This window comes from Streptomyces rubellus (assembly GCF_036323805.1).
In the GTDB taxonomy this organism is placed as follows: domain Bacteria; phylum Actinomycetota; class Actinomycetes; order Streptomycetales; family Streptomycetaceae; genus Streptomyces.
On the sequence record NZ_JAZDCX010000007.1, the window covers coordinates 82,832 to 106,140 of the forward strand.

General features: G+C 73.6%; 21 protein-coding genes. 12 read left to right on the plus strand and 9 right to left on the minus strand.

All coding sequences use genetic code 11. The features are described from left to right. Positions 1 to 38: 38 nt before the first annotated feature. Both V1L54_RS10290 and V1L54_RS10295 read right to left on the minus strand, forming a co-directional pair. Positions 39 to 1,316 (minus strand): MFS transporter, encoded by a 1,278-nt coding sequence (locus tag V1L54_RS10290; protein ID WP_330117612.1) that lies wholly within the window; start codon positions 1,314 to 1,316, stop codon positions 39 to 41. Positions 1,317 to 1,560: 244 nt separating this feature from the next. Beyond that, positions 1,561 to 2,697 (minus strand): tartrate dehydrogenase, encoded by a 1,137-nt coding sequence (locus V1L54_RS10295; RefSeq protein WP_330117613.1) that lies wholly within the window; start codon positions 2,695 to 2,697, stop codon positions 1,561 to 1,563. Between the two features lie 191 nt (positions 2,698 to 2,888). Between V1L54_RS10295 and V1L54_RS10300 the strand changes: the two genes are divergently transcribed. From V1L54_RS10300 to V1L54_RS10330, 7 genes are all read left to right on the plus strand, one after another. Continuing rightward, positions 2,889 to 3,809 carry a LysR family transcriptional regulator gene (locus V1L54_RS10300; protein ID WP_330117614.1) on the plus strand — a complete coding sequence of 307 codons (921 nt, stop codon included), beginning with the start codon at positions 2,889 to 2,891 and terminating at the stop codon, positions 3,807 to 3,809. Between the two features lie 278 nt (positions 3,810 to 4,087). Next, positions 4,088 to 6,334: an MMPL family transporter gene (locus tag V1L54_RS10305; RefSeq protein WP_330117615.1), complete on the plus strand. Its 2,247-nt coding sequence runs from the start codon at positions 4,088 to 4,090 to the stop codon at positions 6,332 to 6,334. A 130-nt stretch (positions 6,335 to 6,464) separates the two neighbouring features. Continuing rightward, a complete protein-coding gene (locus V1L54_RS10310; RefSeq protein WP_330117616.1) occupies positions 6,465 to 7,823 on the plus strand; it encodes a sensor histidine kinase in 1,359 nt (452 codons plus the stop codon). Further along, positions 7,760 to 8,440 carry a response regulator transcription factor gene (locus V1L54_RS10315; RefSeq protein ID WP_330117617.1) on the plus strand — a complete coding sequence of 227 codons (681 nt, stop codon included), beginning with the start codon at positions 7,760 to 7,762 and terminating at the stop codon, positions 8,438 to 8,440. Before V1L54_RS10310 ends, V1L54_RS10315 begins: the two co-directional genes overlap by 64 nt. 128 nt (positions 8,441 to 8,568) lie before the next feature. Then, positions 8,569 to 9,237 carry a hypothetical protein gene (locus tag V1L54_RS10320; protein WP_330117618.1) on the plus strand — a complete coding sequence of 223 codons (669 nt, stop codon included), beginning with the start codon at positions 8,569 to 8,571 and terminating at the stop codon, positions 9,235 to 9,237. Between the two features lie 176 nt (positions 9,238 to 9,413). Further along, on the plus strand, positions 9,414 to 11,519 hold the full coding sequence (locus tag V1L54_RS10325; RefSeq protein ID WP_330117619.1) for a restriction endonuclease: 2,106 nt from the start codon (positions 9,414 to 9,416) through the stop codon (positions 11,517 to 11,519). 109 nt (positions 11,520 to 11,628) lie between these two features. Beyond that, positions 11,629 to 12,216: a tellurite resistance TerB family protein gene (locus V1L54_RS10330; RefSeq protein WP_330117782.1), complete on the plus strand. Its 588-nt coding sequence runs from the start codon at positions 11,629 to 11,631 to the stop codon at positions 12,214 to 12,216. Between the two features lie 91 nt (positions 12,217 to 12,307). On the opposite strand, the gene V1L54_RS10335 is transcribed toward V1L54_RS10330, so the two are convergent. The 3 genes from V1L54_RS10335 to V1L54_RS10345 form a co-directional block, all read right to left on the minus strand. Then, entirely contained in the window at positions 12,308 to 12,508 is a 201-nt protein-coding gene (locus tag V1L54_RS10335) for a DUF4236 domain-containing protein (protein WP_330117620.1), read from the minus strand. Between the two features lie 186 nt (positions 12,509 to 12,694). Further along, positions 12,695 to 13,195, minus strand: a complete 501-nt coding sequence (locus V1L54_RS10340; protein ID WP_330117621.1) for a hypothetical protein — start codon at positions 13,193 to 13,195, stop codon at positions 12,695 to 12,697. 318 nt (positions 13,196 to 13,513) lie between these two features. Further along, entirely contained in the window at positions 13,514 to 14,701 is a 1,188-nt protein-coding gene (locus tag V1L54_RS10345; protein ID WP_330117622.1) for a helix-turn-helix domain-containing protein, read from the minus strand. A gap of 121 nt (positions 14,702 to 14,822) precedes the next feature. Here V1L54_RS10345 and V1L54_RS10350 point away from each other — a divergent pair, with 121 nt between their 5' ends. Further along, positions 14,823 to 15,431 (plus strand): flavoprotein, encoded by a 609-nt coding sequence (locus V1L54_RS10350; RefSeq protein WP_330117623.1) that lies wholly within the window; start codon positions 14,823 to 14,825, stop codon positions 15,429 to 15,431. 43 nt (positions 15,432 to 15,474) lie between these two features. Here V1L54_RS10350 and V1L54_RS10355 read toward each other — a convergent pair whose 3' ends face one another. After that, the gene (locus tag V1L54_RS10355; RefSeq protein ID WP_330117624.1) at positions 15,475 to 15,936 is read right to left on the minus strand and encodes a hypothetical protein; all 462 of its coding nucleotides are present in this window, start codon (positions 15,934 to 15,936) and stop codon (positions 15,475 to 15,477) included. A 171-nt stretch (positions 15,937 to 16,107) separates the two neighbouring features. Between V1L54_RS10355 and V1L54_RS10360 the strand changes: the two genes are divergently transcribed. After that, positions 16,108 to 16,974: an AraC family transcriptional regulator gene (locus V1L54_RS10360; RefSeq protein ID WP_330117625.1), complete on the plus strand. Its 867-nt coding sequence runs from the start codon at positions 16,108 to 16,110 to the stop codon at positions 16,972 to 16,974. A 149-nt stretch (positions 16,975 to 17,123) separates the two neighbouring features. Here the strand turns inward: V1L54_RS10360 and V1L54_RS10365 are convergent, their stop codons facing one another. Beyond that, entirely contained in the window at positions 17,124 to 17,567 is a 444-nt protein-coding gene (locus tag V1L54_RS10365; RefSeq protein WP_330117626.1) for an ATP-binding protein, read from the minus strand. 170 nt (positions 17,568 to 17,737) lie between these two features. Between V1L54_RS10365 and V1L54_RS10370 the strand changes: the two genes are divergently transcribed. The 3 genes from V1L54_RS10370 to V1L54_RS10380 are packed head-to-tail and all read left to right on the plus strand — an operon-like array spanning position 17,738 to position 19,680. Beyond that, complete coding sequence (locus tag V1L54_RS10370; RefSeq protein ID WP_330117627.1) at positions 17,738 to 18,577, plus strand: Sco1979 family transcriptional regulator; 840 nt, start codon at positions 17,738 to 17,740, stop codon at positions 18,575 to 18,577. Between the two features lie 3 nt (positions 18,578 to 18,580). Beyond that, positions 18,581 to 18,817, plus strand: a complete 237-nt coding sequence (locus tag V1L54_RS10375; protein ID WP_330117628.1) for a DUF397 domain-containing protein — start codon at positions 18,581 to 18,583, stop codon at positions 18,815 to 18,817. A gap of 41 nt (positions 18,818 to 18,858) precedes the next feature. Next, positions 18,859 to 19,680 (plus strand): SAM-dependent methyltransferase, encoded by an 822-nt coding sequence (locus V1L54_RS10380; RefSeq protein ID WP_330117629.1) that lies wholly within the window; start codon positions 18,859 to 18,861, stop codon positions 19,678 to 19,680. 523 nt (positions 19,681 to 20,203) lie between these two features. Here the strand turns inward: V1L54_RS10380 and V1L54_RS10385 are convergent. Together V1L54_RS10385 and V1L54_RS10390 are read right to left on the minus strand one after the other, a co-directional pair. Beyond that, entirely contained in the window at positions 20,204 to 20,848 is a 645-nt protein-coding gene (locus V1L54_RS10385) for a DedA family protein (protein ID WP_330117630.1), read from the minus strand. A 605-nt stretch (positions 20,849 to 21,453) separates the two neighbouring features. Beyond that, a complete protein-coding gene (locus tag V1L54_RS10390) occupies positions 21,454 to 23,238 on the minus strand; it encodes an alkaline phosphatase D family protein (protein WP_330117631.1) in 1,785 nt (594 codons plus the stop codon). Positions 23,239 to 23,309: the final 71 nt, after the last annotated feature.

A 23,309-nucleotide genomic window follows, 5' to 3' on the forward strand; every position in this document is an offset into this window, starting at 1 on the left:
CGCCCTCACCCGGTCCGGGAATCGCGGGGCGGGGCGCGTCACGGGGCGAGGGCCAGGCCGGAGGCGCGGCGCTGCAGCGCGGTGATCCTGATGACGACGGCGATCGCCAGTGTGGCGACGAGGGCGATGTCGAGGAGCATCAGGGACCAGCCGGTGATGTCGACCATGCCGCCCACCACCGCCGGGCCGAGGAAGCCTCCGCTGGCCCAGCCGACGGTGTACAGCCCGGCGTAGGTGCCGAAGACCCGGGCCGAGGGGGCGAGGTTCCACAGCACCACCACCGCGTTGACGAGGAAGCAGGCCGCGCCCGCTGCCGCGAGGCACAGGGCCACGACGGTGCCGGTCGGTGTCTGGACGATCGTGGCCAGCACCATGGCGGCGGCGAAGACCGACATGCCCCCGGCCATGACCCGCAGCCGTCCGTAGCGTTCGGCGAGAACCGCCGCGGGATAGGCGGCCAGGATGAAGGCGATGCCGCTGGGCAGCGTCAGGCCGCCGGCCGCTCCCCGTGACACGTCGAGCGCTTCCATCCCGTACGGCGTCATCAGGGTCCGCGACGAGGCCCACGCGCAGCCGAAGAGCAGGATCGCGACGAGGACGAGGAGCCGGCTGCGGTCGGTGTCCCTGAGGATCTCCACGAAGGTGTCCCGCACCCGCGGTTCCTCGCGCTTGACGCCCTTCGCCTCGCGGCTCTCCGCCAGCACGGTCCGGTAGGCCGGGGACCGGCTGTCGCGCACGGTGCAGGCGAGCACCACGACGGAGACCAGCATGATGACCGAGGGGATGGCGAACGCCAGATTCAGGTGGTGGTCGACCAGGAAGATGCTGATGAGTGCGGCGACGATGGCCGTGACACTGGAGGCGATCTTGACGGCGGCGTTGGCGCGGCTGCGTCTCTCGGGCGCGATGAAGTCCGGGACGAGCGCTTCGGCGATCGGTTTGAAGGTGTTGGCCACGAGTGCGTAGCTGAACATCACCGCGATCAGCAGCGGCAGTGTCGCCGCCGTGTGCGGGATGAGGACGAACAGCGCGGCGGCGACCGGCATCCCGACCACCAGGTAGGGCATCCGCCGGCCCCAGGAGGTCCGGGTGCGGTCCGACCGGTTGCCGATCCACGGCTGGATGAAGATGCCCAGCAGGTTGTCCATGCCCATCAGCAGGCCCACGACGGCGGCGCTGGCGAGGTGCTCCTTCAGGAGGGGAGGCACCTGTGACTCGTAGAAGTTCCACGTCGACTCTTGGGCGAAGACCGCGAGAGCGACCAGGAACGTGATGCGCCGTGTCCCTTGGCGCTGCCCTGCCGACATCGTCGTCATAGGGGTCGTCCCTTCGCGCCGCCACCGTACCGGAGGCTGCTGGATGAGGTGATGTGTGCGGGCGTACGGTGCGGCGCCGAACGCGGCTGCGTCCTGCCGGCACGGCTCTGGCCCGCTTGTTCTCAGGCCACGGCGGTCGGACGAAGTGGACGGGCCGCCCCGCGCACCCGGGTGCTGGGACCGCCTCGGTGCCCGGACGCTTCCCGGAAGGCCGCGCGCGTCGTGGTGTCGGTCACGGGCATGGTCATGACGCCGTTCCGGCCGGGCGGCCGGCCCGCCCGCGGGCGCCGTGCCCCTCGGGCGGGCCCGCGGCGATGCGGTCCGCGATCGCCTTGCCCAGGCCCGCCGTCGTGCCCGAGCCGCCGAGGTCGGGAGTGACCTCGTCGGGCTGCTCGTCGAGTACGCCTTCGATCGCCGCCAGGACGTGTGCGGCCGCCTCGGGCTCGCCGAGGTGGTCGAGCATCATCGCGCCGCTCCAGATCTGGCCGACGGGATTCGCGATGCCGAGGCCGGCGATGTCGGGAGCCGACCCGTGGACCGGCTCGAAGAGGCTGGGGTGGGTGCGGTCGGGGTTGATGTTGGCGCTGGGGGCGATGCCGATGGTGCCGGTGCAGGCGGGACCGAGGTCGGAAAGGATGTCGCCGAAGAGGTTGCTGGCGACCACGACGTCGTACTGGTCCGGCCGGAGCACGAACTTGGCGGTCAGGATGTCGATGTGATCCTTGTCCGCGGTCACCTCGGGGTACCTGGCCGCCATCTTCTCGGCACGCTCGTCCCAGTACGGCATGGAGATCGAGATCCCGTTGCTCTTGGTCGCCCAGGTGAGGTGCCTGCGCGGGCGGGAGGAGGCGAGGTCGAAGGCGTAGCGCAGTACGCGGTCGACGCCGGTGCGCGTCATCACGGTCTCCTGCATCACGGTCTCGCGGTCGGTGCCCTCGAAGATGCGGCCGCCGATGCTGGAGTACTCGCCCTCGGTGTTCTCCCGGACGACGAGGAAGTCGATGTCGCCGGGCCCGTGGTCGCGCAGCGGGCTGCGTACGCCGCGCAGCAGCCGGACCGGGCGCAGATTGACGTACTGGTCGAACCCCCGCCGCAGCTGCAGCAGGCTGCCCCACAGCGAGACGTGGTCCGGGACGACCTCGGGCCAGCCGACCGCCCCGAAGAAGATCGCGTCGAAGCCACCGAGCACCTCCCGCCAGTTCTCGGGGAGCATCGTGCCGTGTTCGAGCCAGTAGTCCGCGCTGGCGAAGTCGAACTCGGTGACGGCGAGCCGGAATCCGTGGACGCCGGCGGCGGCGCGGAGGCTTCTGAGCCCTTCGGGGACCACCTCTCGTCCGATCCCGTCACCCGGGATCACGGCAATGCGGTAAGGGTTCGGCACAGGCCACTCCTCGGTTCACATGAGCTGTGCGCTCGTCGTCGGTGAACGCCTCGGCCAAGGGACCGGTCACCGCGTGGACCCACCATGGCCAGCTATGACATGCGGAACAAGACGCGGACCGGCAAGGTAGGCTTTCCGCCATGGAAAGTCCGCGGCCCTCCGGTCGGCGACCGGCCAGGAACCGTTCGCTCGTGGACGACCTGCAGTTCTTCCACGTGGTCGCGTCGAGCGAGACCCTGACGGCCGCTTCGCGGGAACTCGGCTGCTCCCTCCCGGTCGTCAGCAAGCGCCTCAGCGCGCTGGAGCGCCGCCTCGACGTCCGGCTCGTCCAGCGCGGCGCCCGGCGGCTGGTGCTGACTTCGGAAGGGGAGCTCTACGCGGCCCGTGTCGAGGCGATCCTCGACCAGGTGCGTGAACTCGAGGACACGGTCACCGACGGTTCCGGCGCACTGCGCGGCTCCATCGTCGTCGAAGCCACGCTCGGGCTCGGCCGTGCGCACATAGCGCCGCTGCTCGGGGATTTCACGGCGGCCCATCCGGGGCTGCACGTCCGGATGCAGACGTCCGCACTCCCTCTGCGGCCGCACCGGCGCGAGTTCGACGTGGCCGTCCACGTCGGCACGCCCCCCGATTCCTCCCTGCGCATGCGGCGGCTGGCCGAGAACCGGCGGTTGCCCTGCGCGGCGCCGTCCTACCTGGCCGAGCACGGCGCCCCGAGCAGCATCGAGGACCTGGTGGACCACAACTGCATCGTGCTGCGCGAGAACGAGAGCGACTACGCGCTCTGGCGGTTCGGGGACGCGGACCGGCCCCGGCACGTACGGGTGCACGGCAGTCTGTCGAGCAACGACGGTGACGTGGTGACCGGTTGGGCACTGGAGGGCCGCGGCGTGATCATGCGCTCGGAGTGGCACGTCAGGCCTCATCTCGACCGCGGCGAACTCGTCCGTGTCCTGCCGCACGTGCCCACGCCCGCCGCCGACATCTACGCCCTGCTGGAGGACGACGGGCATGTCCCCCGGCGGGTCAGCGCACTCATCGACCACCTCGCCGCGCGTCTGCCCGGGCGGCTGCGGCCCGCGCCCGATTCCTCTTCCGCGCCGGGGGAGTAGCGCCTCTCGCCGGCCGTGACCGACCGCGCTGCGCGCGCCTCGCCACATCCCGCGGTCGGCGTTCCTCGTCGCCCACGGCCGGAGCCCGCCGGTCGCCGGGCGGTTCGCGGACGGTCTCAGGGTTCCGGGCGGGCCCGTCGTACCAGCGGCTGATCCGCCCGGCCGGTCCGTACTGCGTTCTCAGTAGGGGAACTGTCGACGGGCGCACGACGACAGGGCGGCCTGCCGCGGAGAGCCTGGGTGGACAGTCGGCACCGAGAACCTGGAGACCCCCTGTCGTGGCTACCTTCCTTTACCGAGTGGGCCGTCTGGCCTTCCGGCGGCGCTGGTACGTCGCCCTGGTCTGGGCGGCCGTCCTGGCCGCCGTCGGGCTGGGCGCCCTCCGGGCACCGGAGGCCCCCGACGAGGGGTTCTCCATGCCTGGCATCGAGTCCCAGAAAGCCTTCGACCTGATGGAGGAGCGCTTCCCCGGAGCCGCCGCCGACGGCGCGACCGCCCGGGTCGTCTTCGTCGCGCCGGACGGGGAGAAGGTCACCGCCGCCGGGAACAGACGGGCCGTCGAGGAGGCCGTGGCCGACCTGGCCGACGGCGCGCAGGTCGCCGACGCCGTCGACCCGTTCCGGGCGAGGACCGTCAGTGAGGACGGCACGACGGCGTACACGACCGTGACCTACGAGGTCGCCGTCCAGGACCTCACCGACGACGGCAGGACCCAACTGGAACAGGCCCTCCACGCGGCCCGGGACTCCGGGCTGACCGTCGAGGCCGGCGGAACCGCGATGGAGGAGAACGAAGCGGCCGGCAGCGCGGCCGAACTGATCGGTGTCGCGGTGGCCGCCGTCGTGCTGCTCATCACCTTCGGTTCGCTGGCCGCCGCCGGACTGCCGCTGCTGACCGCCCTCATCGGCGTCGGCGTGAGCATGGCCGCCATCACGGCCCTGGCCGCCGCGCTGGGCCTGTCCACGACCACCGGCGTCCTGGCGATGATGCTGGGTCTCGCGGTCGGCATCGACTACGCGCTGTTCGTCGTCTCCCGCTACCGCGAGGAGCGCGCCGGGGGCCGTGCGCCGCAGGAGGCGGTCGGGCTGGCGGTCGGCACGGCCGGCTCCGCGGTCGTGTTCGCCGGGCTCACCGTCGTCATCGCGCTGGCCGGGCTCACGGTGGTCGGCATCCCGATGCTCACCGAGATGGGGCTGGCCGCGGCGGGCGCGGTCGTCGTCGCCGTACTGATCGCGCTGACGCTGGTCCCGGCGTTCCTCGGCTTCTGGCCGAACGCCGTGCTCCGGCGGCGGGCCCGCCGAGGCGGGCGGACGGGGAAGGCCGGGGAGGCCGGGGAGACCGGGGCGGAAGCCGTCCGGGACAACGGGGGAAGCCGCTGGGCGCGGCTCGTGCTGCGGCGCCCGCTGCCCGTGCTGCTGCTCGGCGTGGTCGGCCTCGGCGTCCTCGCGGTACCGGTGGCGGGCCTGCAACTCGGCATATCCGGGGACGAGGCCAAGCCGGTCTCCGCCACCGAGCGCCGGGCCTACGACGCGCTCGCCGACGCCTTCGGGCCGGGCTTCAACGGGCCGCTGACCGTCGTCGTGGACGCGGAGGGCGAGGCCGATCCGGAGGGTGCCGCCGAGACGGTCGCGGAGCGGATCCGCGATACCGACGGGGTCGTCTCCGTCTCCCCGGCCACCTTCAACGAGGCCGGTGACACGGCCGTCCTCCAGGTCGTGCCGGCCACGGCGCCGACCGACGAGCGGACCGAGGAACTGGTCACGGCCATCCGGGACGAACGGCCCGGGGTCGAGTCCGAGACCGGGGCGACCTTCGAGGTCACCGGCGTCACGGCGCTGAACATCGACATCTCCGACAAGGTGCAGGCCGCCCTGATCCCCTACCTGGTCATCGTGGTGGGCCTGGCGGTGCTGCTCCTGATGGTGGTCTTCCGGTCCCTGCTCGTCCCGCTGAAGGCGGCTCTCGGCTTCCTGCTGTCGGTGCTGGCCTCCCTCGGCGTGGTCGTCCTCGTCTTCCAGCAGGGCCACGGGGCCGGACTCCTGGGTGTGGAGCAGACCGGCCCGATCATGAGCCTGATGCCGATCTTCCTGGTGGGCATCGTCTTCGGTCTGGCCATGGACTACGAGGTGTTCCTCGTCTCGCGGATGCGGGAGGCGTACGTCCACGGCGAGGGGCCCGGTCAGGCGGTCGTCTCCGGCTTCCGGTACAGCGCCCGGGTCGTGGCGGCCGCCGCGCTGATCATGACCGCGGTGTTCTCCGGGTTCGTCGGGGAGAGCGATCCCATCGTCAAGACGATCGGGTTCGGGCTCGCCGCCGCCGTCCTGTTCGACGCCTTCGTCGTGCGGATGGCGATCGTGCCAGCCGTGCTCGCCCTGCTCGGCGACCGCGCCTGGTGGCTGCCGAAGTGGCTGGACCGGCTGCTGCCCGGCGTCGACGTGGAGGGCGCGGCGCTCAGCCGCCGGCCGGAGGCGGACCCGGAGGCGGGAGCGGCCGGGGCGGCCGAGCCGGAACTGGTCCGCACCTGACAGGGCTTGACAGGGCCTGACAGGTGCGGTTCCCGCCGGGCCGCCCGTGGCGGAGGGCACGGGCGGCCCGGGGCGGGCGTTCACACGGGGGACGGCCGACGACGGCCCAGAGCACCGACGGGGGAGCCCGATGAACCACACCGGCCTTGAGCGCTGCGCGACCCGCTTCGAGCGGTACGCCGACCGCCATCCCCGCGTCGTCGACGTGTTACTGGTCCTGACGGTGACGGGCTGCGCGATCCTCGGCGACAACCTCTCCTGGCACGACGCCGGTTCGCCCGACCACGACCAGGCCGCCGCCGCCCTCCTGGGCGTGTCCTGCCTCGCCCTGCTGAGGTACCGCAGCCGCCCGCGCACCGCCGTCGTCGTGACCGCGGTCTGCGCCGTGGCCGCGGCCGCGCTGGGGTACCAGTTCACCCCGCTGCTGCTGGCCCCCCTCATCGCGGCGCTCTACTGGCTGGCCACACTCACCGAACTCACCGACCGCAGGACCACCCGCGTCTACGGCGTCCTCGTCATCGTGGCGGCGCTGGTGGCGGCGTCGGCGGTCGCCGGCCCCGCGGACGGTCACTCTCTCGTCCTCAGGGCAGTCAGCTACCTGTTCTGGCTGCTGCTGCCGCTCGCCGCCGGCAACATGACCCGGCTGCGGCGCGCCTACCTGGCATCGGTGCAGGCCCGCGCCGAACACGCCGAACGCACCCGGGAGGAGGAGGCCCGGCTGCGCGTCACCGAGGAGCGCATGCGCATCGCCCGCGAACTGCACGACGTCGTGGCCCACCATCTGGCACTGGCCAACGCCCAGGCCGGTACGGCCGCCCATCTCGTGCTCACCGATCCGCCCAAGACGAAGGAGATCCTCACCGACCTGACCGGCACCACGTCCTCCGCGCTGCGCGAACTGAAGGCCACGCTGGGACTGCTGCGCCAGAACGACGGCCCGGCCGCCGCCCCGCTGGAGCCGTCCCCCGGCCTCGCGCGCCTGCCCGAACTGGTCTCGGCGTGCGCGTCCGCGGGGCTCGCCGTCACGGTCACCACCACGGGGGAGCCCCGCCCGCTCTCCCCCGGGGCGGACCTGACCGCGTTCCGGATCGTGCAGGAGGCGCTCACCAACGTCACCAAGCACGCCGCCGCGGACTCCGCGCACGTGCACCTCGCCTACTCGGGACCGCGCCTGCTGATCACGGTCAGCAACGACGGTCCGGACGCGGCCGGCACGACCGGCGCCGCGGCGGCCGCCGGGGACGGGCCGGTCCGGGGCTTCGGCATCATGGGCATGCGGGAACGCGCCCACACCGCCGGCGGTGAACTCCGGGCGGGGCCCCGTCCGGAGGGCGGCTTCGAGGTCACCACCGCACTGCCGCTCCAGCCCTCGGAACCCGGGGCGGCCGGGCACGCCACAGACGCTCCGGAAGGAGGAGCACAGCCATGGCCGTCAAGGTACTGCTCGCCGATGACCAGGCCCTACTACGGGCCACTTTCCGGGTCCTGATCGACTCCTGCGAGGACATGACGGTGGTCGGTGAGGCCTCCGACGGCGCGGAGGCGCTGGAACTGGCCCGTGTCCACCACCCCGACATCGTCCTCATGGACATCCGGATGCCGGGCACGGACGGCCTCGCCGCCACCTCCGCGATCTGCGCCGACCCGGAGCTGACCGCCACCCGCGTCCTCATCCTGACGACGTTCGAGACCGAGGACTACGTCGCCCAGGCGCTGCGCGCCGGTGCCAGCGGCTTCCTCGGCAAGGACGTCACCGCCGACACCCTGCTGGCCGGCCTGCGCACGGTGGCCTCCGGCGAGGCGCTCCTGTCACCCGCCGCGACCCGCACCCTCATCACGAACTTCCTCATGGCCCCCGCCCCCGAGGCGCACCTCGCGCCCCCGGGGCACCTGGCGGAGCTCACCGTCCGCGAACGCGAGGTGATGGGCCTGGCCGCCGAGGGCAAGTCCAACACCGAGATCGCCGAGGTGCTCACGCTCAGCCCGCTGACCGTACGCACCCACATCCACCGCGCGATGACGAAGCTGGGCGCCCGCGACCGCGCCCAACTGGTCGTCATCGCCTACCAGACGGGACTGGTGCGGGCGGCCCCGCCCGCACCGTGACCGCGGCCGCCGTGGTCCGGGACGTGAACTGCCGCGGCCACGGGCCGGGACGGATCTTTACGGAGCCGTTGCCGGGCGCTACCGTCGGCTCCGTCGTATCCGCCGGGGGCCATCAGCTTGGAGTGCTCATGCGTCGATCCGTGCTCGCGGCGGTTCTGGCCTCGTTAGTGCTCACCGGATGCGGTTCCGGGGACGACTCCGCCGCTCCCGAACCCTCCGTCCCGGTCAGCACCGCACCGTCCGCCGAGGTGGCTCCCGCGCCGACACCGGTGCCGGTGGGGAAGACCTTCACCTGGCCGGACGGTCTGGAGGCGACGGTGACCGTGCTGGGGGAGCTCCGCCCGGGCAGCCGTACGGACCTCGAGGGCGGCACGGTGGAGAAGGCGCGGCTGGCCGAGGCCCGCAAGGCGGCGCTGGACCAGAGCGGCGAGCCGATGGGGCTGCGGGTGAAGCTGGCCAACACCGGTGACGCCCCCGTCGATCTGGACAAGATGGCGGTCCAGTGGGTGGGCGTCGAGGTGGGCGGCATGGCCCAGCGGGCCGCCGACGACGGCGCCTTCGAGGGCGAGCTGGCACCCGGCGAGAGCACGACACAGCTGAGCGCCTGGTACGTACCGGACATCGTGACCGTCGGCTACCGCGTGCTCGTCTGGCCCCAGGGTGAGCAGAAGGGCCAGGTCGGGCAGTTCTCCGGCGCCGTGCCGAACGCGTCCGTCCGCCCGCCGGAGCACGGGCACGGCGGCCACTCCGGCAGCCCCTCCGAGGACCACGGCTCCGGCGGACACTCGGGTCACTGATCCGGGCGCTCCGGGCGTCGGAGTCCGGCCTGTCCCCTCCGTCCGTCACCGATCACATCCCCGAAGTAACCATTTGGATGCGATCGGTGACGGGCCGGGTCGCGAAGCGATACCGTCAATCTTTCAACAAACGGTGTGTTTCGGGGCCTTGAGGGCTCGGGGAGGGCAACGCGTACATGAGCCGCCGTTCTCGCGGACTGGTCGCCACCTGGGCGGAGATCCAGCGTCAGCAGCAACGTCAGGAGGAGGCGCAGCGCCGCGCCTGGGCACAGCACCAGCGTGAGCAGGAACGTCAACAGCGGGCCGCGGAGCGGGCGGCCGCACGCAGCCGGCGGGAGCAGCAGGCGGCCTACCGGGAGCGGCGGGAGGCCGACGCACGGCACCGCACCGACAAACTCGACCGCCAGGTCCGGGTGTTGCGCGACCTGCTGGTGACGGGCTGCGCCGCCCCGGCCTTCACCCCCGAGACGCTGAAGCGCTCCGAGCGGGTGGAGCCGTTCAGCCCCGGGCAGCTCGGCGTCCCCGTTCCGATGCCGGACCCCGCCGCGTACCAGCCGCGGCAGGGCGGCTGGGGATTCGGCGGGAGCTGGCAGGCACAGGAACAGGCCCGGGCGCGGTACGAGAGCGACTGGCACGCCGCCCAGGCCGCCGAGGCCCAGCGGCAGCGCCAACTCGCCGCGTACCGGCAGCAGTACCAGCGGTGGGCGGACGAGCGGCTGGCGGAGATCAGGGGACACAACGCCGGTGTCGAGGAACTGGTCGCGGGACTGAGGCGCGGCGAGCCCACCGCGGTCGTGGAGTACTTCACCGCCGCGCTGTACGCCTCCCGGGGCTGGCCGGACGACTTCCCCCGCCAGGTGTCGGCCTCCTTCGACCCCGCCTCCCGCCTGCTCGTCCTCAACTGGGAGCTGCCGGGCACCGCCGTCGTGCCGGAAGTCTCGGCGGTGCGGTACATGCCCGGCGCCGACCGGGACAAGGAGGTCCGGCGCCCGGTCACCGAACGGCGTGCCCTGTACCGCGACGTGCTCGCGCAGTGCATGCTCCTGGCGGTGCGCGAGCTGTTCGCCGCGGACCGGTTCGGGGTGCTGGAGGCGGTCGCCCTCAACGGATTCGTGGACGACACCGATCCCGCCACCGGCCACCGGACGCAGACCTTCCTGGCCACCGTGATGGTGTCGCGAGCCGACTTCGACCGGCTGAACCTCACCCAGGTCACCGCTCCCGACTGCCTGGTGGACGGCCTGCGCGGTCAGCTCTCCGACCGCCCGGACCGCCGCGCCGGGGTGCGTCCCGCCCGGCTGCCCGGCGACGCCGGCCGCGCCGTGGTCACCCACGGGGACGACGACGAGCCGGACCTGTGCGCCATGGACCCGGTCGAGTTCGAGGACCTCGTCGCGGAACTCTTCCGGGCGATGGGCATGCAGGCCGTGACCACGAGCCGGTCGGGCGACGGCGGGGTGGACGTGGACGCGCTGGACCCCGACCCGATCCGGGGCGGGAAGATAGTCGTGCAGGTCAAGAGGTACCGCAACACCGTGCCGCCGAGCGCCGTACGGGACCTGTACGGCACGGTCCAGAGCGTCGGCGCCAACAAGGGCGTACTCATCACCACCTCCGCCTTCGGTCCCGGCTCGCACGCCTTCGCGGGCGGCAAGCCGCTCACCCTGGTCCAGGGGACCGAACTGGTGGACCTCCTCCACCGCCACGGTCTGAACGGCCGGCTCGGAGGCGGGCCCGGCTCCGAGCCGGACACCGCTTCCGGCGCGCAGCCGGACGGTGGACCGGGGGACGAACTGGACGGCACCACCGTCCTGGGGCTGACCTGGTCCGGCGGTGCGGCCCTGGACGTGTGCGCGCTCGTCTGCCGGGGGCAGCGGGTGCTCGGGGAGGAGTGGTTCGTCTTCTACAACAACCCGGCCGCCCCGGACAGCAGCGTCCGGATGATGCCGGGCCACGGTGAGGACAGGGCGGCGGTCTGGGTGCGTTTCGGGGAACTGCCCCCGCCGGCGGACCGGCTGGTCCTGGTCGCCGCCGTCGACCCCGAGGCCGATCCCGGCGCCGACCTGTCCTGCTTCACCCGCGCCCGGATCCGTCTCTCGGAGCCAGCGGGCACGGCGGCCGACGAACTGGCCGTCTCCGACGGCCGCCCCGGCGAGACCGCCCTCGTCCTGGGCTCGTTCCGCAGGCGCGCCAACGGCGACTGGGAATTCGTCCTCGGGGGCAAGGGCTACGAGGAGGGGCTGGTGCAGCTGGTGGAGGAGTACGGGATCGAGGTCGGCTGACCCGCGCCCCCTGGGGCGGCCACGCCGATGGAACGGATGGCCACCCTGGGGCGTTGGGAGGAGACAGGCCGTCACAGGACGGGCAGTGAGCGAAGCCGAGGTGGCACCAGTGGCGATGTGGAACCGGATCAAGGACCAGGCCGTGAGCCAGGCCAGGAGTCTCCAGCAGTCCCGGGGCACGGGAGGAGCGGGTGGCCGGGCTCCGGCCCCGGGGCACGGCCCCGGCCAGGGCGCGGGCCCGCGGTCCGGCGGGGGGTCGCGCGCCCAGCTGGTCGGCATGCTCAAGGCCCAGCTCACCTCGGCGAAGGCGGAGTTGAAGAGCGGCGCCTACCGGGACGCGAGCATGGCGATGTGCGCGCTGGTTGCCGCGGCCGACGGGCATGTGGACCCGGCCGAGCGGCAGCACGTGGAGTCGCTGATCGTCGGCAACGACGTCCTGCGGAACTTCCCGCCGGACCAGCTCCGCCAGCGGTTCAACAAGCATGTGGACCGGCTGACGGCCGACTTCCAGGCGGGCAGGGCGGAGGCGATGCAGGAGATCGCCAAGGCCGCCAAGAAGCCGGCGGAGGCCAGGGCGGTGATCCAGACCGGCATCGTCACCGCCGGTGCCGACGGCGACTTCGCGCCGGCCGAGCAGAACGTCATCCGGGAGGCCTGTGCCGCGCTCGGGCTCTCGCCCACGGAGTTCGGCGTCTGAGCACCGGCCGGACGGCCTGGCGGCTTCCGGCCCGGACGGGCCGGCCCCACCGGAACCCCGGCCGCTCACGGTCCGTCAGCGGCCGGCCGGATCAGCCGCCGCGCCTGCTCGTCGTCCGCTTCCGGTAGCCGAAGGGGCCGGGGAGGTTCATGGACGTGGTGCGGTGGCCGGCCGAGTTGAGCGTGTGCTTCGGTCCCTTGCCCTGGCCCAGGGTGACCGACCAGGAGCGGCGGTTGATGTTCAGCCGGACCCCGGGCAGGATGCGGAAGCTCTTGCGGAACGTGACGGCCATGGCGTCCTCTCGGTGATCCTCGGGGCGGTGGTTCCCCGCCCTCGGTGATACGGGGGCGAGGTACGCGTTCCCCCTGCCGCACCGGACGAACGCGGCGGGTCAGCCGTTCGCGGGCACGGGGCCGGGACCGCCGGGAGCGGCCGTCCGGGGCGGGGCCGGCGGACCCCGCCCGCGGTGGAGGGGCCGTTATCCGGCGCTGTCCTCGGGCAGGTTGGCCAGGGCCTCGGTGTAGGCGTCCCGCAGGTCCGCTCCCCAGGTCAGGGTCCGGTCGTCCGGCCTGACGAGCCAGCAGCGGTCGGAGACGCGGCACGGATCGGCGGACCGCGGGTGCGGCAGCAGGGCCAGCCTGCCGCGGGGGAGGAGGGAGGCGCCGGGGACGGTCCAGCCGTCCGCCGAGCCCAGGGAGACGAAGAACTCCGCGCCGAAGGGGGTGGCGATGACGGGACCGATCGGCGCCCGGGCGGCGGTCAGCAGCCGCAGTGTCTCCTGGACCGTCACGGCCGGGACGCGGACGACGTCCCAGGCGATTCCGGTGGGGACCTCGGCCAGGGCGTCGCGTCCCCAGGCGGCCAGCACGTCGGGAACCCGGCCGGTGGCGCGCAGCCAGCCGGTCGGCAGCCGGGTGTCGGTCCCGTCGGACAGGACGGTGCCCAGGGACCGGTCCGTCCGGTGGGGGGTGATGGTCACGGTGTCGCCTTCCTGTCCGGTCCGGGGGACCGCCCGGGCAGCCCGCCGGCGTCACGGGCCGTCCGGTGGACGGTGGCCGTCCGGGCCGGCCCCCCGCCCGCGTGGTGGGGGAGCGGGCGGGGGGTGCGGGGCGTCGGCTGCACGGGCGGTCTCCCGGACATCGGTGCTCGACTGATCGCTTACGGCCCCAGAGTGGCGGCGCGACAACCCCTCAACTGTCACTCTTCGGTGACACACTCTCCGAGCACGGTGTCTTCCGGGTGAGAGATGACGGAGAACAGCGGGCGGGTCGCGGGCGGGGGGCGGCGGGCCCTGCTCTCAGACCCCGATCCAGGTGGCCAGCCGGGTCAGGGCGTCCGGCGACCGGCGCCGTGACTGCAGCAGATCCAGCACCGTCTCCCGCACCCGGGGGTGGAAACGGGTCTGCTGGGGCGCCAGTCTGCGGGCCTTCAGCAGCGAGGCCAGCGCCGCCTCGTTCCGGCCGGTCGCCAGCTCCGCGCGGGCCACGTCCACCAGAAGGGCGGCCTGCCGGGACGCCGCCCAGCCGCGCGGCGGGCGGATGGCGCGGGCCGCCGCCAGCGCCTCGTCGTACTGCCGCAGTTGCAGCCGGGCGAACACCTCGTGCGCCCCGACGTTCGAGGGGCCGAAGGACAGCCAGTGCACCGTGCCGACCTCGCCGGTGCGCGCGGCCGTCTCGGCGGCCCGCGCCAACTGCTCCTCGACGGCCGGCCGGTCGCCCGCGCGGGCGGCGAGCACCGCGCCGCCCAGGTGCAGTTGCCCGGCGACGGCCAGTTTCCCGGTGCTCTCCCGCGCCTGTTCCAGCAGCCGGTGGCCGTACGCCACCATGCGCAGGCCGATGCCGTGCTCGGCGTCCGGACTGCGGTAGGACAGGGCCCGCTTGTACTGGCGGATCGCGCCGAGCAGTGGGTCGCCGGCGTGCTCGGCGGCCCAGCCCATCCGGTCCAGCGCGATGACCGCGAGGTCGTGGCAGCCCAGCTTCACCGTCACGTCGTGGGCGCTGCGGCAGGCGGAGGCCATGGCCCGCCACAGTTCCGTGCTCGGGCGCTCGTGGCAGGCGGCGGTCAGGTCCGTGAGCAGATCCGGCAGGCCCGCCGCCGCCTGGTACAGCCGGGCCTCGCGCACATCGCGGCACAGTGCGTCGGCCGAGGCGATCAGGTCGGAGGGCGAGGCGGTGGCCGTACGGGGGTCGGTGGGCAGGTCGTACAGGTCGAGCGCCTCGCGGATGGGCCGGACGAGGGCGGCGACGCGGTCGGGCCGCAGCGGGTGCTCGGACGGCTGGCCCGTCAGGGCGGTGACATCGACGCGCAGAGCCCGGGCGACGGCGTCGACCAGCTCCGGGGAGGCCTTCTTGTGGCCGCTCTCGACATGGCGCAGCAGGCTGTAGGAGTAGGGGATGCGCTGGGCGAGGCCGCGCTGGGTGAGTCCGGCGCGTTTCCGCTGCACGGCGATCCGGTTGCCGATGTGCTCGTCGTCCGGCAGGTGCATCCCGGGTCCCTCCGTTCCTCCCGGTTGGTGGGAACGTTACCCGCAATCCGTTCCCCCGCCCCTTTCACCAGGCCGGTCGCCGGGGCTTGTCGGGGCTCGTGTCCGTGGTGAACCTTCCGTTATGAAGAACCGAGTGCTGTATCTCCTGGGTTGCGCCGCCCCGCCGGTCGTATACGCCGACCGGGCGGTCCGCGAGGCCCAGGCACGGGGATGGGACGTGTGCCTGGGGGTGACGCCGACCGCGCGCGACTGGCTGGAGGGCCGGCTGCCGGAGCTGGAGCGGCTGACCGGGCACCCGGTGCGCAGCGCCTACCGGGCCCTGGGCACCCCGGACGTCTGGCCCCGGGCGGACGTGGTGGTGGTGGCCCCGGCGACCCTGAACACGGTCAACGCCTGTGCGCTGGGCATCGCCACGACGTTCGTCGCGGGCTTCACGATGGAGGCGATCGGCAAGCGCATCCCGCTGGTGGTGATGCCGTGCGTGAACTCGGCGTACGCCCGGCACCCGCAGTTCGGGCGGTCGCTGGAGACGCTGCGCGAGGCGGGGGCGCGGGTGCTGTACGGGCCCGGCGGGTTCGTGCCTAACCCGCCGGGGCAGGGACGCCCGGAGGAGTACCCCTGGCGGCTCGCGCTGGCGGCCGCCGGGCAACTGGCCGGTGCCGGTGCCGACACCGGTGGGGACACCGGTGGGGACGGTGGCGGTGACGGGACGGCCGGGCCGGCGGAGTGACGGGTGCGGCGGCCGGTGCCGCGCCGCGCTTCCCGGTACGGCACTAGCGGTCCCCGCGCTCGCCGTTCCCGCTGTCCCCGCTGCCGCCGGGGTCCTCGTCGGGGCGGCCGGCGAGTGCCCGGGCGGCGGCCACCTCCTCGTCGTCCAGGCCCCGGTGCCCGCTGTCCGGGTGCCGCCGGGCCTGCTCGTCGATCCACCGGTTGTGCGCCTCCCAGGCGGCCTGCTTGCTGGTGCCCAGGGCCGCGCCGATCCGGGACCAGGAGGCCCCGGCCCGGCGGGCGGAGCACACCGAGAGCTGACGCCCGTGGGCCGCCTTGCGGATGATGACCTCGCCCAGTGCGAGCAGTTCCAGTGCCTCCTCGCGGGACAGCGGCCGGCCGTCCCCGCCGTCGCCGTCGTCCTCACCGCCGTGCGGGGCCAGGGTGTCGCGGGCGCGCAGGGCGTCATGGCGCGCGGTGGCGGTCAGCAGGGTGTGCCGTTTCTCGAGTTCGTCCGGAGTCGTCATGTCCCCACCTTCTCGTCAAGGTGACTTGACGTCAAGGCAGCTTGACGGCATGCGGCCGCGGACCGACCGGAGCGGGCACGGGAAGTCGGGCGCGGCGGCTTCGGCCCTCCCTAGCGTGGGGTCTGTCAACGGAGGGAACCGAAGGGGCCGGACGAGCGGGAGGAGGACCTGGTGCTGGACCGGCTGAACCAGGCACTGGAGCACATCGAGCGGAACCTCGGCGGGCCGGTCGAGGTGGCCGAGCTGGCGCGGATCGCCGCCACCTCGGAGTACCACTTCCGGCGGCTGTTCGCGGCGCTGGCGGGCATCGGGCTGTCCGAGTACGTCCGCCGCCGGCGGCTCACCGTCGCCGGTGCCGAGGTGCTCGCGGGGGAGCGGACACTGCTCGACATCGCGGTGCGGTACGGCTACGGCTCGGGCGAGGCGTTCGCCCGCGCCTTCCGCGCGGTGCACGGCGTCGGGCCGGGCGAGGCCCGCAGGACCGGCGCGGCCCTGCGCTCCCAGCCCCGGATGTCCTTCCGGCTCGTCGTCGAAGGGAGTGCCAGCATGGAGTACCGAGTGGTGGAGAAGGGGGAGTTCCGGGTGGTCGGGCTCAACACGCGCGTCCCCCTGGTGCACGAGGGGGAGAACCCGGCCATCGCGGAGTTCGTCCGCGGTGTCGGCCGGGAGGTGAACCGGCGGCTGGCGGAGCTGTCCGACCAGGAGCCGGACGGCATCGTGGCCGCGGTCGACAACCTCGCCGGGGACCGCGCGGAGGGCAGTGAACTCGACTACTGGCACGGGGTGGTGACCGGCGCCGAGGCGCCGGAGGGCCTGGCGTCCCTCGCCGTCCCGGCCGGACTCTGGGCGGTCTTCGAGAGCTCGGGCGAGTCCCCGCGGGCGGTCCAGTACCTGTGGCGGGACGTGTTCACGCAGTGGTTCCCCGCCAACCCGTACCGCACCCGGCCGGGCCCGGAGATCCTGCGCACCCGGCTGTCGGAGGACGGGGAGTGGGCACGGTCGCAGCTGTGGATCCCCGTGGAGCGGATCACGGAGTAGGGCACGGGGGTTGAGCGGGTGGGGCGGCGGCGAGGGGGCCCGAGCCGCCCCCACTCGGCTCGAGCCCCCCGCTTGTGTGCGGCCCGGGTCCCGTCCCCTCGCCGGGACGGGTCCCGGGCCCCTCGCGCGTCATCCGGCCGCTGGACGGCTCAGGGACGGATGACGGCCCAGACGATGTGGCCCAATCCGGGGCCGGCGGATTCGACACCCCACGTCTGGGCGATGGTCTCGATCAGCAGCAGACCGCGGCCGCGCTCCTCGTCGGAGCGCGGGAAGTGCAGCATCGGCGTGCTCGCGTAGCTGCCCTGGTCGCGCACCTCGATGCGGATCTGGTCGTCGGCGACGTGCAGCAGACAGCCGATCCGGTCGCTGTCGGTGTGCAGCACGGCGTTGGTGAACAGTTCGGACACCACCAGCCGGGCGGTGCTGCAGGCGTCCGGCGCGATGCCCCACTGGCGCAGCCGCTGGTAGGCGCGGTTGCGGGCGTCGGCCACGGAGACGGCCTGGGCGGGGAGTTCGAAGGTCTCCTGGCGCAGGTCGGGGCAGAGTCCGACCCGGTTGGGGATCGTCATCGTGCCTTGGGGTAGCGCCACGGCTTCCGCCTTCCAGTCCGTCCGTCCTCCTGCGGGGACCCTCACTATCCTCGCTGCGGTAGGCAGAAGGCAAGAGGCGTCTTGCAAATTGCAGAATATCGACGGCAAGCTGTTAGCGTCACCGACGGTGTGTCAGACTCGCTGTTCAAAAGCCTTGTGAGGGAGGGAACGTGACGACCGTCGGGCGGATAGTGCTCGGCCTGAGACTCCGCGACCTGCGGGAGAGGGCCGGCTGCTCGTACGAGGAGGCCGCCCGCGCCCTCAGCGTCAACGCCGCCACGGTCCGCCGCATGGAGAAGGCCGAAGTCGGCCTCAAGCCGCTCTTCGTGGAGAAGTTGCTGGAGACCTACGAGGTCGCGCGGCCGGAGATCGACGCGTTCCTCTCCCTGGTGGAGGAGTCCCGCAGACCGGGCTGGTGGCACCGTTTCCGGGACGTGCTGCCGGACTGGTTCGGCCTGTACGTGAGTCTGGAGAGCGCCGCGAACACCCTCCGCGGCTACGAGCCCCACTGCGTCCCCGGTCTGCTCCAGACCGAGGACTACGCGCGTGAACTGCTGCGCACCGGCTTCCCCACCGCTCCCGAGGAGGAGTTGGACCGCCGTGTCGCGCTCCGCATGAAACGGCAGTCGCTCCTCGGCGGAACCGGGGCGCCGCGGCTGTGGGTCGTCATGGACGAGACGGTGCTGCGCAGACCCGTCGGGGGACCCGAGGTCATGCGGGCCCAGATCGACCGGCTGCTGGAGGTGATGGTGATGCCGAACGTCACGGTCCAGGTGCTGCCGTTCGAAGCGGGGCCGCATCCGGGCATGTTCGGGCCCTTCCAGTTGTTCCGCTTCGACATACCGGAACTGCCGGACATCGTCTACAGCGAGAGCCTCACCGGCGCCGTCTATCTCGACGAGCGCCCCGACACGGCCGCGTACCTGGAGGTCCTGGACCGGATGGTCGCGCAGGCCGTATCAGTACGACGCACCGGGGAGTTCCTCGATGCCATTCGCAAGGAGTTCTGACCGATGGGCCACATTTACAACGGCATGCCCGCCAGGGAGCTGGGAAACGAGGGCTGGCACAAGCCCTGGAGCGGCACCAACGGCGGCAACTGCGTGGAAGTGATGAAGCTCGGCGACGGCCGCGTGGCCCTGCGGCAGTCCAGCGACCCCGACGGTCCCGCCCTGATCTACACCTACCAGGAGATCGAGTCCTTCATCCGGGGCGCCAAGCTCGGTGAGGCCGACTTCCTGCTCGCCTGAGCCGCCCAGCCGACCACACCCACCCCACGGGAGACCGACAGATGACCGCCCAGGGCTTCTCCGCCGACGACATCGACACCAGCAGGCCGCACTCGGCCCGCATGTACGACTACTTCCTCGGAGGCAAGACCAACTACCCGGCCGACATCCAGGGCGCCGAGGCCGTCATCGGCATCTGGCCCGGGGTGCGGACCGGGGCCCAGGTCAACCGGGCCTTCATGCACCGGGCGGCCCGCTGGCTGGTGCGCGAGGCGGGCATCCGGCAGTTCCTGGACATCGGCACCGGCATACCGACCGAGCCCAACCTGCACCAGGTCGTACAGGGCGTGGCGCCGGAGGCCCGGGTCGTCTACGCCGACAACGACCCCATCGTGCTGCGCTACGCGCAGGCACTGCTGCGCAGCACGCCCGAGGGCCGTACCGCCTACCTGCACGCGGACGCGACCGACCCGGACTCCATCCTGGCCCACCCCGAGCTGCTCGAGACGCTGGACATGAGCCGGCCGGTCGCGCTCTCCCTCAACGCGCTGCTCCACTACATCAACGACGCGAAGAAGCCGTACGAGCTGGTGGCCCGGCTGGTGGACGCGCTGCCCTCCGGCAGCTACCTCACCCTCAGCCACTGCACCCCCGACCTGGACCCCGAGACCTGGGACCGCCTGCACCAGATGTCGATGTCCGGCTCCGCGGCCTCCGCCCAGGACCGCACCCGCGAGCAGATCCTGCGGTTCTTCGACGGGCTGGAGTTCGTCGAGCCCGGCCTGGTCGTCCCGCACCGCTGGAAGCCGGAGCCGGACCAGCCGTACGCGGACGTCACCGACGCCGAGGTGTCCATGTTCGCGGGGGTGGCCCGCAAGCCCTGACGCCGCCGTGTCCCGTCCCCGTGGTCCCGCCTCCGGCCCGTGCTCCGTCGCGCCGCGGAGGCGGGAGCGCGTAGCATGCCGGCCACAGGTGACCGGACGGGGGTGGCGGTGCGCACGTGGGCGGCCCCGGTGGTCGGGCTGGCACTGCTGGGGGCGGTCGCCGGCACGCTGCGGTACGTCAACGCGTCCCCGGACGGTCTCGACCGGGCCGAGCTGCGGCGGGTGACGGAGGAGGCCGCCCGGCGGCTGGACCTGCCGGTGCCGCGTGTGGACGTCGTCCGGTCCACGCTCCCGGAGCACGGCCGCCGGGTCTACCGGTTCCAGCTCGTGGACGAGGAGAGCGGGCTCCGGACCTGTCTGACGCTGAACGAGAGAAGGACCCCCGGGAGGGCCGCTCCGGCCTGGCGGCCGGCATCGCCGAGGGGGAGTGCCGGCCCGGCCGGGCACGGGAGTGAGGGGAGTGCCGCACCCGGCACGGCGGACCGGGCACGCTGGCCGCCTACCTGGTGCGGGGCGGCCGGACTCAGGACGCCTGCGCCTGCGCGGGCCTGCGCCGCACCAGGTAGGCGGCCAGCGTGCCCGTCCCGAACAGGGCCAGCACCGGGACCGCCGTGGCGAGCCAGCCCGCTCCCAGCCACTGCCCGCCGAAGTAGCCGACGCCGACGCCGTATCCCGCCCAGACCAGGCCCGCCAGGGCCGACCAGGGGAGGAAGTCCACGGCCCGCCGGTGAGCCGCGCCGGCCGCCAGGCTGATCACCGAGCGCCCGGCCGGGGCGAACCGGGCCAGTACGACCAGGGGGCCGCCGCCGGAGGTCAGGACATGGCCCAGCCGCCGCTGGGCGGCCGTCAGCCGGCGGGAACGGGCGACGGCCCGGTCGAAGCGCGCGCTGCCGCGCCAGGCGAGCCGGTACAGCACCAGGTCACCCAGGACGGACGCGGTGGTGGCGCACAGCACCAGCGCGCAGATCTCGGGGAGCGGGGCACCGGCGGGCGGGGTGGGCAGGCCGGTCGCGCCCGCGGCGGCGGTCGATCCCGTGGCGGCGGTCGCGGCGGCGATCACGATGACACCGCTGGGCAGCACGGGCAGGAAGACGTCCAGCAGCACGGACAGTCCTATGAGCACGTAGATCCACGGTGCGTGGATCAGCTCCCCCAGTATCTCCTGCACTTCCTGCTCCCCCGGCCGGCCCTGGTCTGGGCGGTATCCCGCCGTCAGCGTACGCCCGTGATCCCCGTGCGGATCGGCCGGGGTGCGCGCGGCACCTTCCTCTCCCGGGAACAGCGGGACCTGACGGAGCATAGGGGAGCGGACCGACAGGCCACGACGGCCTGTAGTGGTACTTCCCGGGTCCCCCCGGAGGACGATGCGTCCCGGGGCGGGACATGCCGTGGTGTGCGGCGCGGCCCGCGGCGTCGGCCGTCGCGGCGGTGAAGGCGCTGGTGAGGACGCGGACGGCGGACGCGGCGGCGTCCCGGGCGGCCGCGTGGCGAATGAGACCTGAGGGGGAGGGCGGGTGGAGCGCGCCGCACCGGCGGGGCGAACGCCGTTGCCCGGCACACCGGTGGCGAGGGGCGCGACGGGGCCGCGCCCCCTGCGCGCCCCGGAGGCGGGACGTCACCGCGGGGCGCGCTTCCGGGCCGGCCTCCGGGACCGCCGTGCCGGACCGCGGCCGGCGCTTCCGTCCGGGCGGGCGCGGTCCGGTGGTGTCCGCGCGGATACGCCGCCCACCCGGAACCGGGGCCGGACCGGGCCGGGCGCGCGGGCGGACCGTCTCACCCCGGGCGGCCGGGCGGGGCGAGACGGTCCGGGACGACGGCGCCGCCGCTGCCTTCACCGGGGCGGGAGGCGGGGCCGGGACCGCTCAGCTCCCGGTCGAGGACCGTCTCCAGGACGGGGCCCCCGTCCTCGCCGCCGTCGTGCGTCCGGTCCAGCCGCAGCCGGGCGCGGCGGCCGTGCAGGGCGAGCGTCATCAACTGGTTCCCGAACCACGGACCGCCGGTCCTCCGCCAGTCGACCGGCGGCCGTCCGGCCCGCCCGTGCCGGGTCAGGATCCGGCCGAGCAGCCGTCCGGCGCGGCTCCAGCCGAAGCGGAAGCCCCAGCGCATCACCGCCGGAACGCTGTTGTGCATCGGCGAGCAGGTCAGCTGCGCCACCCGGGCGTCCACCGGTTCCCCGAAGTCCGGCTCGGCGGTGTACGCGTGGTGCACGTCGCCGGAGAGCACCAGCACCGTCGCCGGGGCCGCCGGGCCCCGGCCCGCCGCCGCGAGCAGTTCGCCCAGCCGTCCGAAGGACTCGGGGAAGGCCGCCCAGTGCTCCAGGTCGGCGGCCTGCCGCACCTTCTCGCCCAGCCGCGCCCAGCGCGGCCCCCGGGTGCCCCGGCACAGCGCGGCGTTCCAGGCCTCGGCGTCGTGGACGGCGGGCGGCAGCAGCCAGGGCAGTGACGAGCCGATCAGCAGATGGTCGTACGAGCCGCGCCCGTCGAACACCTGCTCGCGCAGCCACCGCCCCTCGTCGGCGTCCAGCATCGCGCGGTCGTCCTCGGCCAGGACACGGGCGGCCCGGGTGTCCACCATCAGCAGCCGGACCCGGCCCAGATCGCGGCGGTAGCTCCAGCGGGCGGTGGTCGGGTCGGCGTCGGCACGCTCGGCGAACTCCCGCAGCGCGCCGACCGCGTCGCCGTCCGTGCTCCGCACCGCCGCGTACAGCCCGTCGGCGGCCAGCTCGGCGGGGGAGAGGTTGCCCAGGTGCTGGTGGACCCAGTAGGAGGTCAGCCCGCCCAGCACCCGCTCGCGCCACCAGGAGGTGGCGCGGATCTCCCGGCGCCACGCCTCGCTGGTGTTCCAGTCGTCGATCAGATCGTGGTCGTCGAAGATCATGCAGGTGGGGACGGTGGACAGCAGCCAGCGCACCCGGGGGTCGAGCCAGGACTCCTCGTACAGCCAGGTGTACTCCTCGTAGTCCGCCACCTGTCCCCAGGGCGGTTCCGCCAGGTTCCGGCGGGCGGCGATCCGGCGGCGCATCACCTCGGAGGTCTCGTCCGCGTACACCTGGTCGCCCAGGAGCAGCAGGACGTCGGGGCGCTCGGCGGTGCCGGCCAGGACCTGCCGGGCGAGGGTGTCCAGGGCGTCGGGCCCGATCGCGGCGTGCCCGGCGGCGGAGGGCCGGGCGGCCCAGCGGCAGGAGCCGAAGGTGACGCGCAGCGGCGGCCCGTCCGGTCCGCCGCCGGCCCCGTCCGGCGGCGGGAGGGTGCGGACGACGGGGGGCGGGAAGGGGGAGTCGGGCGGCGGCCAGACCTGTTCGCCGTCCAGCAGCACGCGGTAGGGGGTCTCGGTGCCGGGGCGCAGCCCGGTGACGGGGACCAGGGCGTAGTGGTGCCCGGCGACCTGCCAGGTGCGGCAGGAGGCGCGCGGCCCCCCGCCGTCCCGTGGGGCCTCGCCGCCGCGCGGTTCCGGTCCGCACCGCACCTCGGCCTCGCAGGGCCGGTCGGTCTCGACCCAGACGGTCGCGGAGTCGGTGTCGGCGTACCGCAGCAGCGGTCCCAGGCGCAGTCCGGCCATGCGGGCGGCCCTCCCTCCGTCGTTCGGATGTGTCGCTCCGGTTCTGGATGCTACGTCGGTCCCGGAGCGGC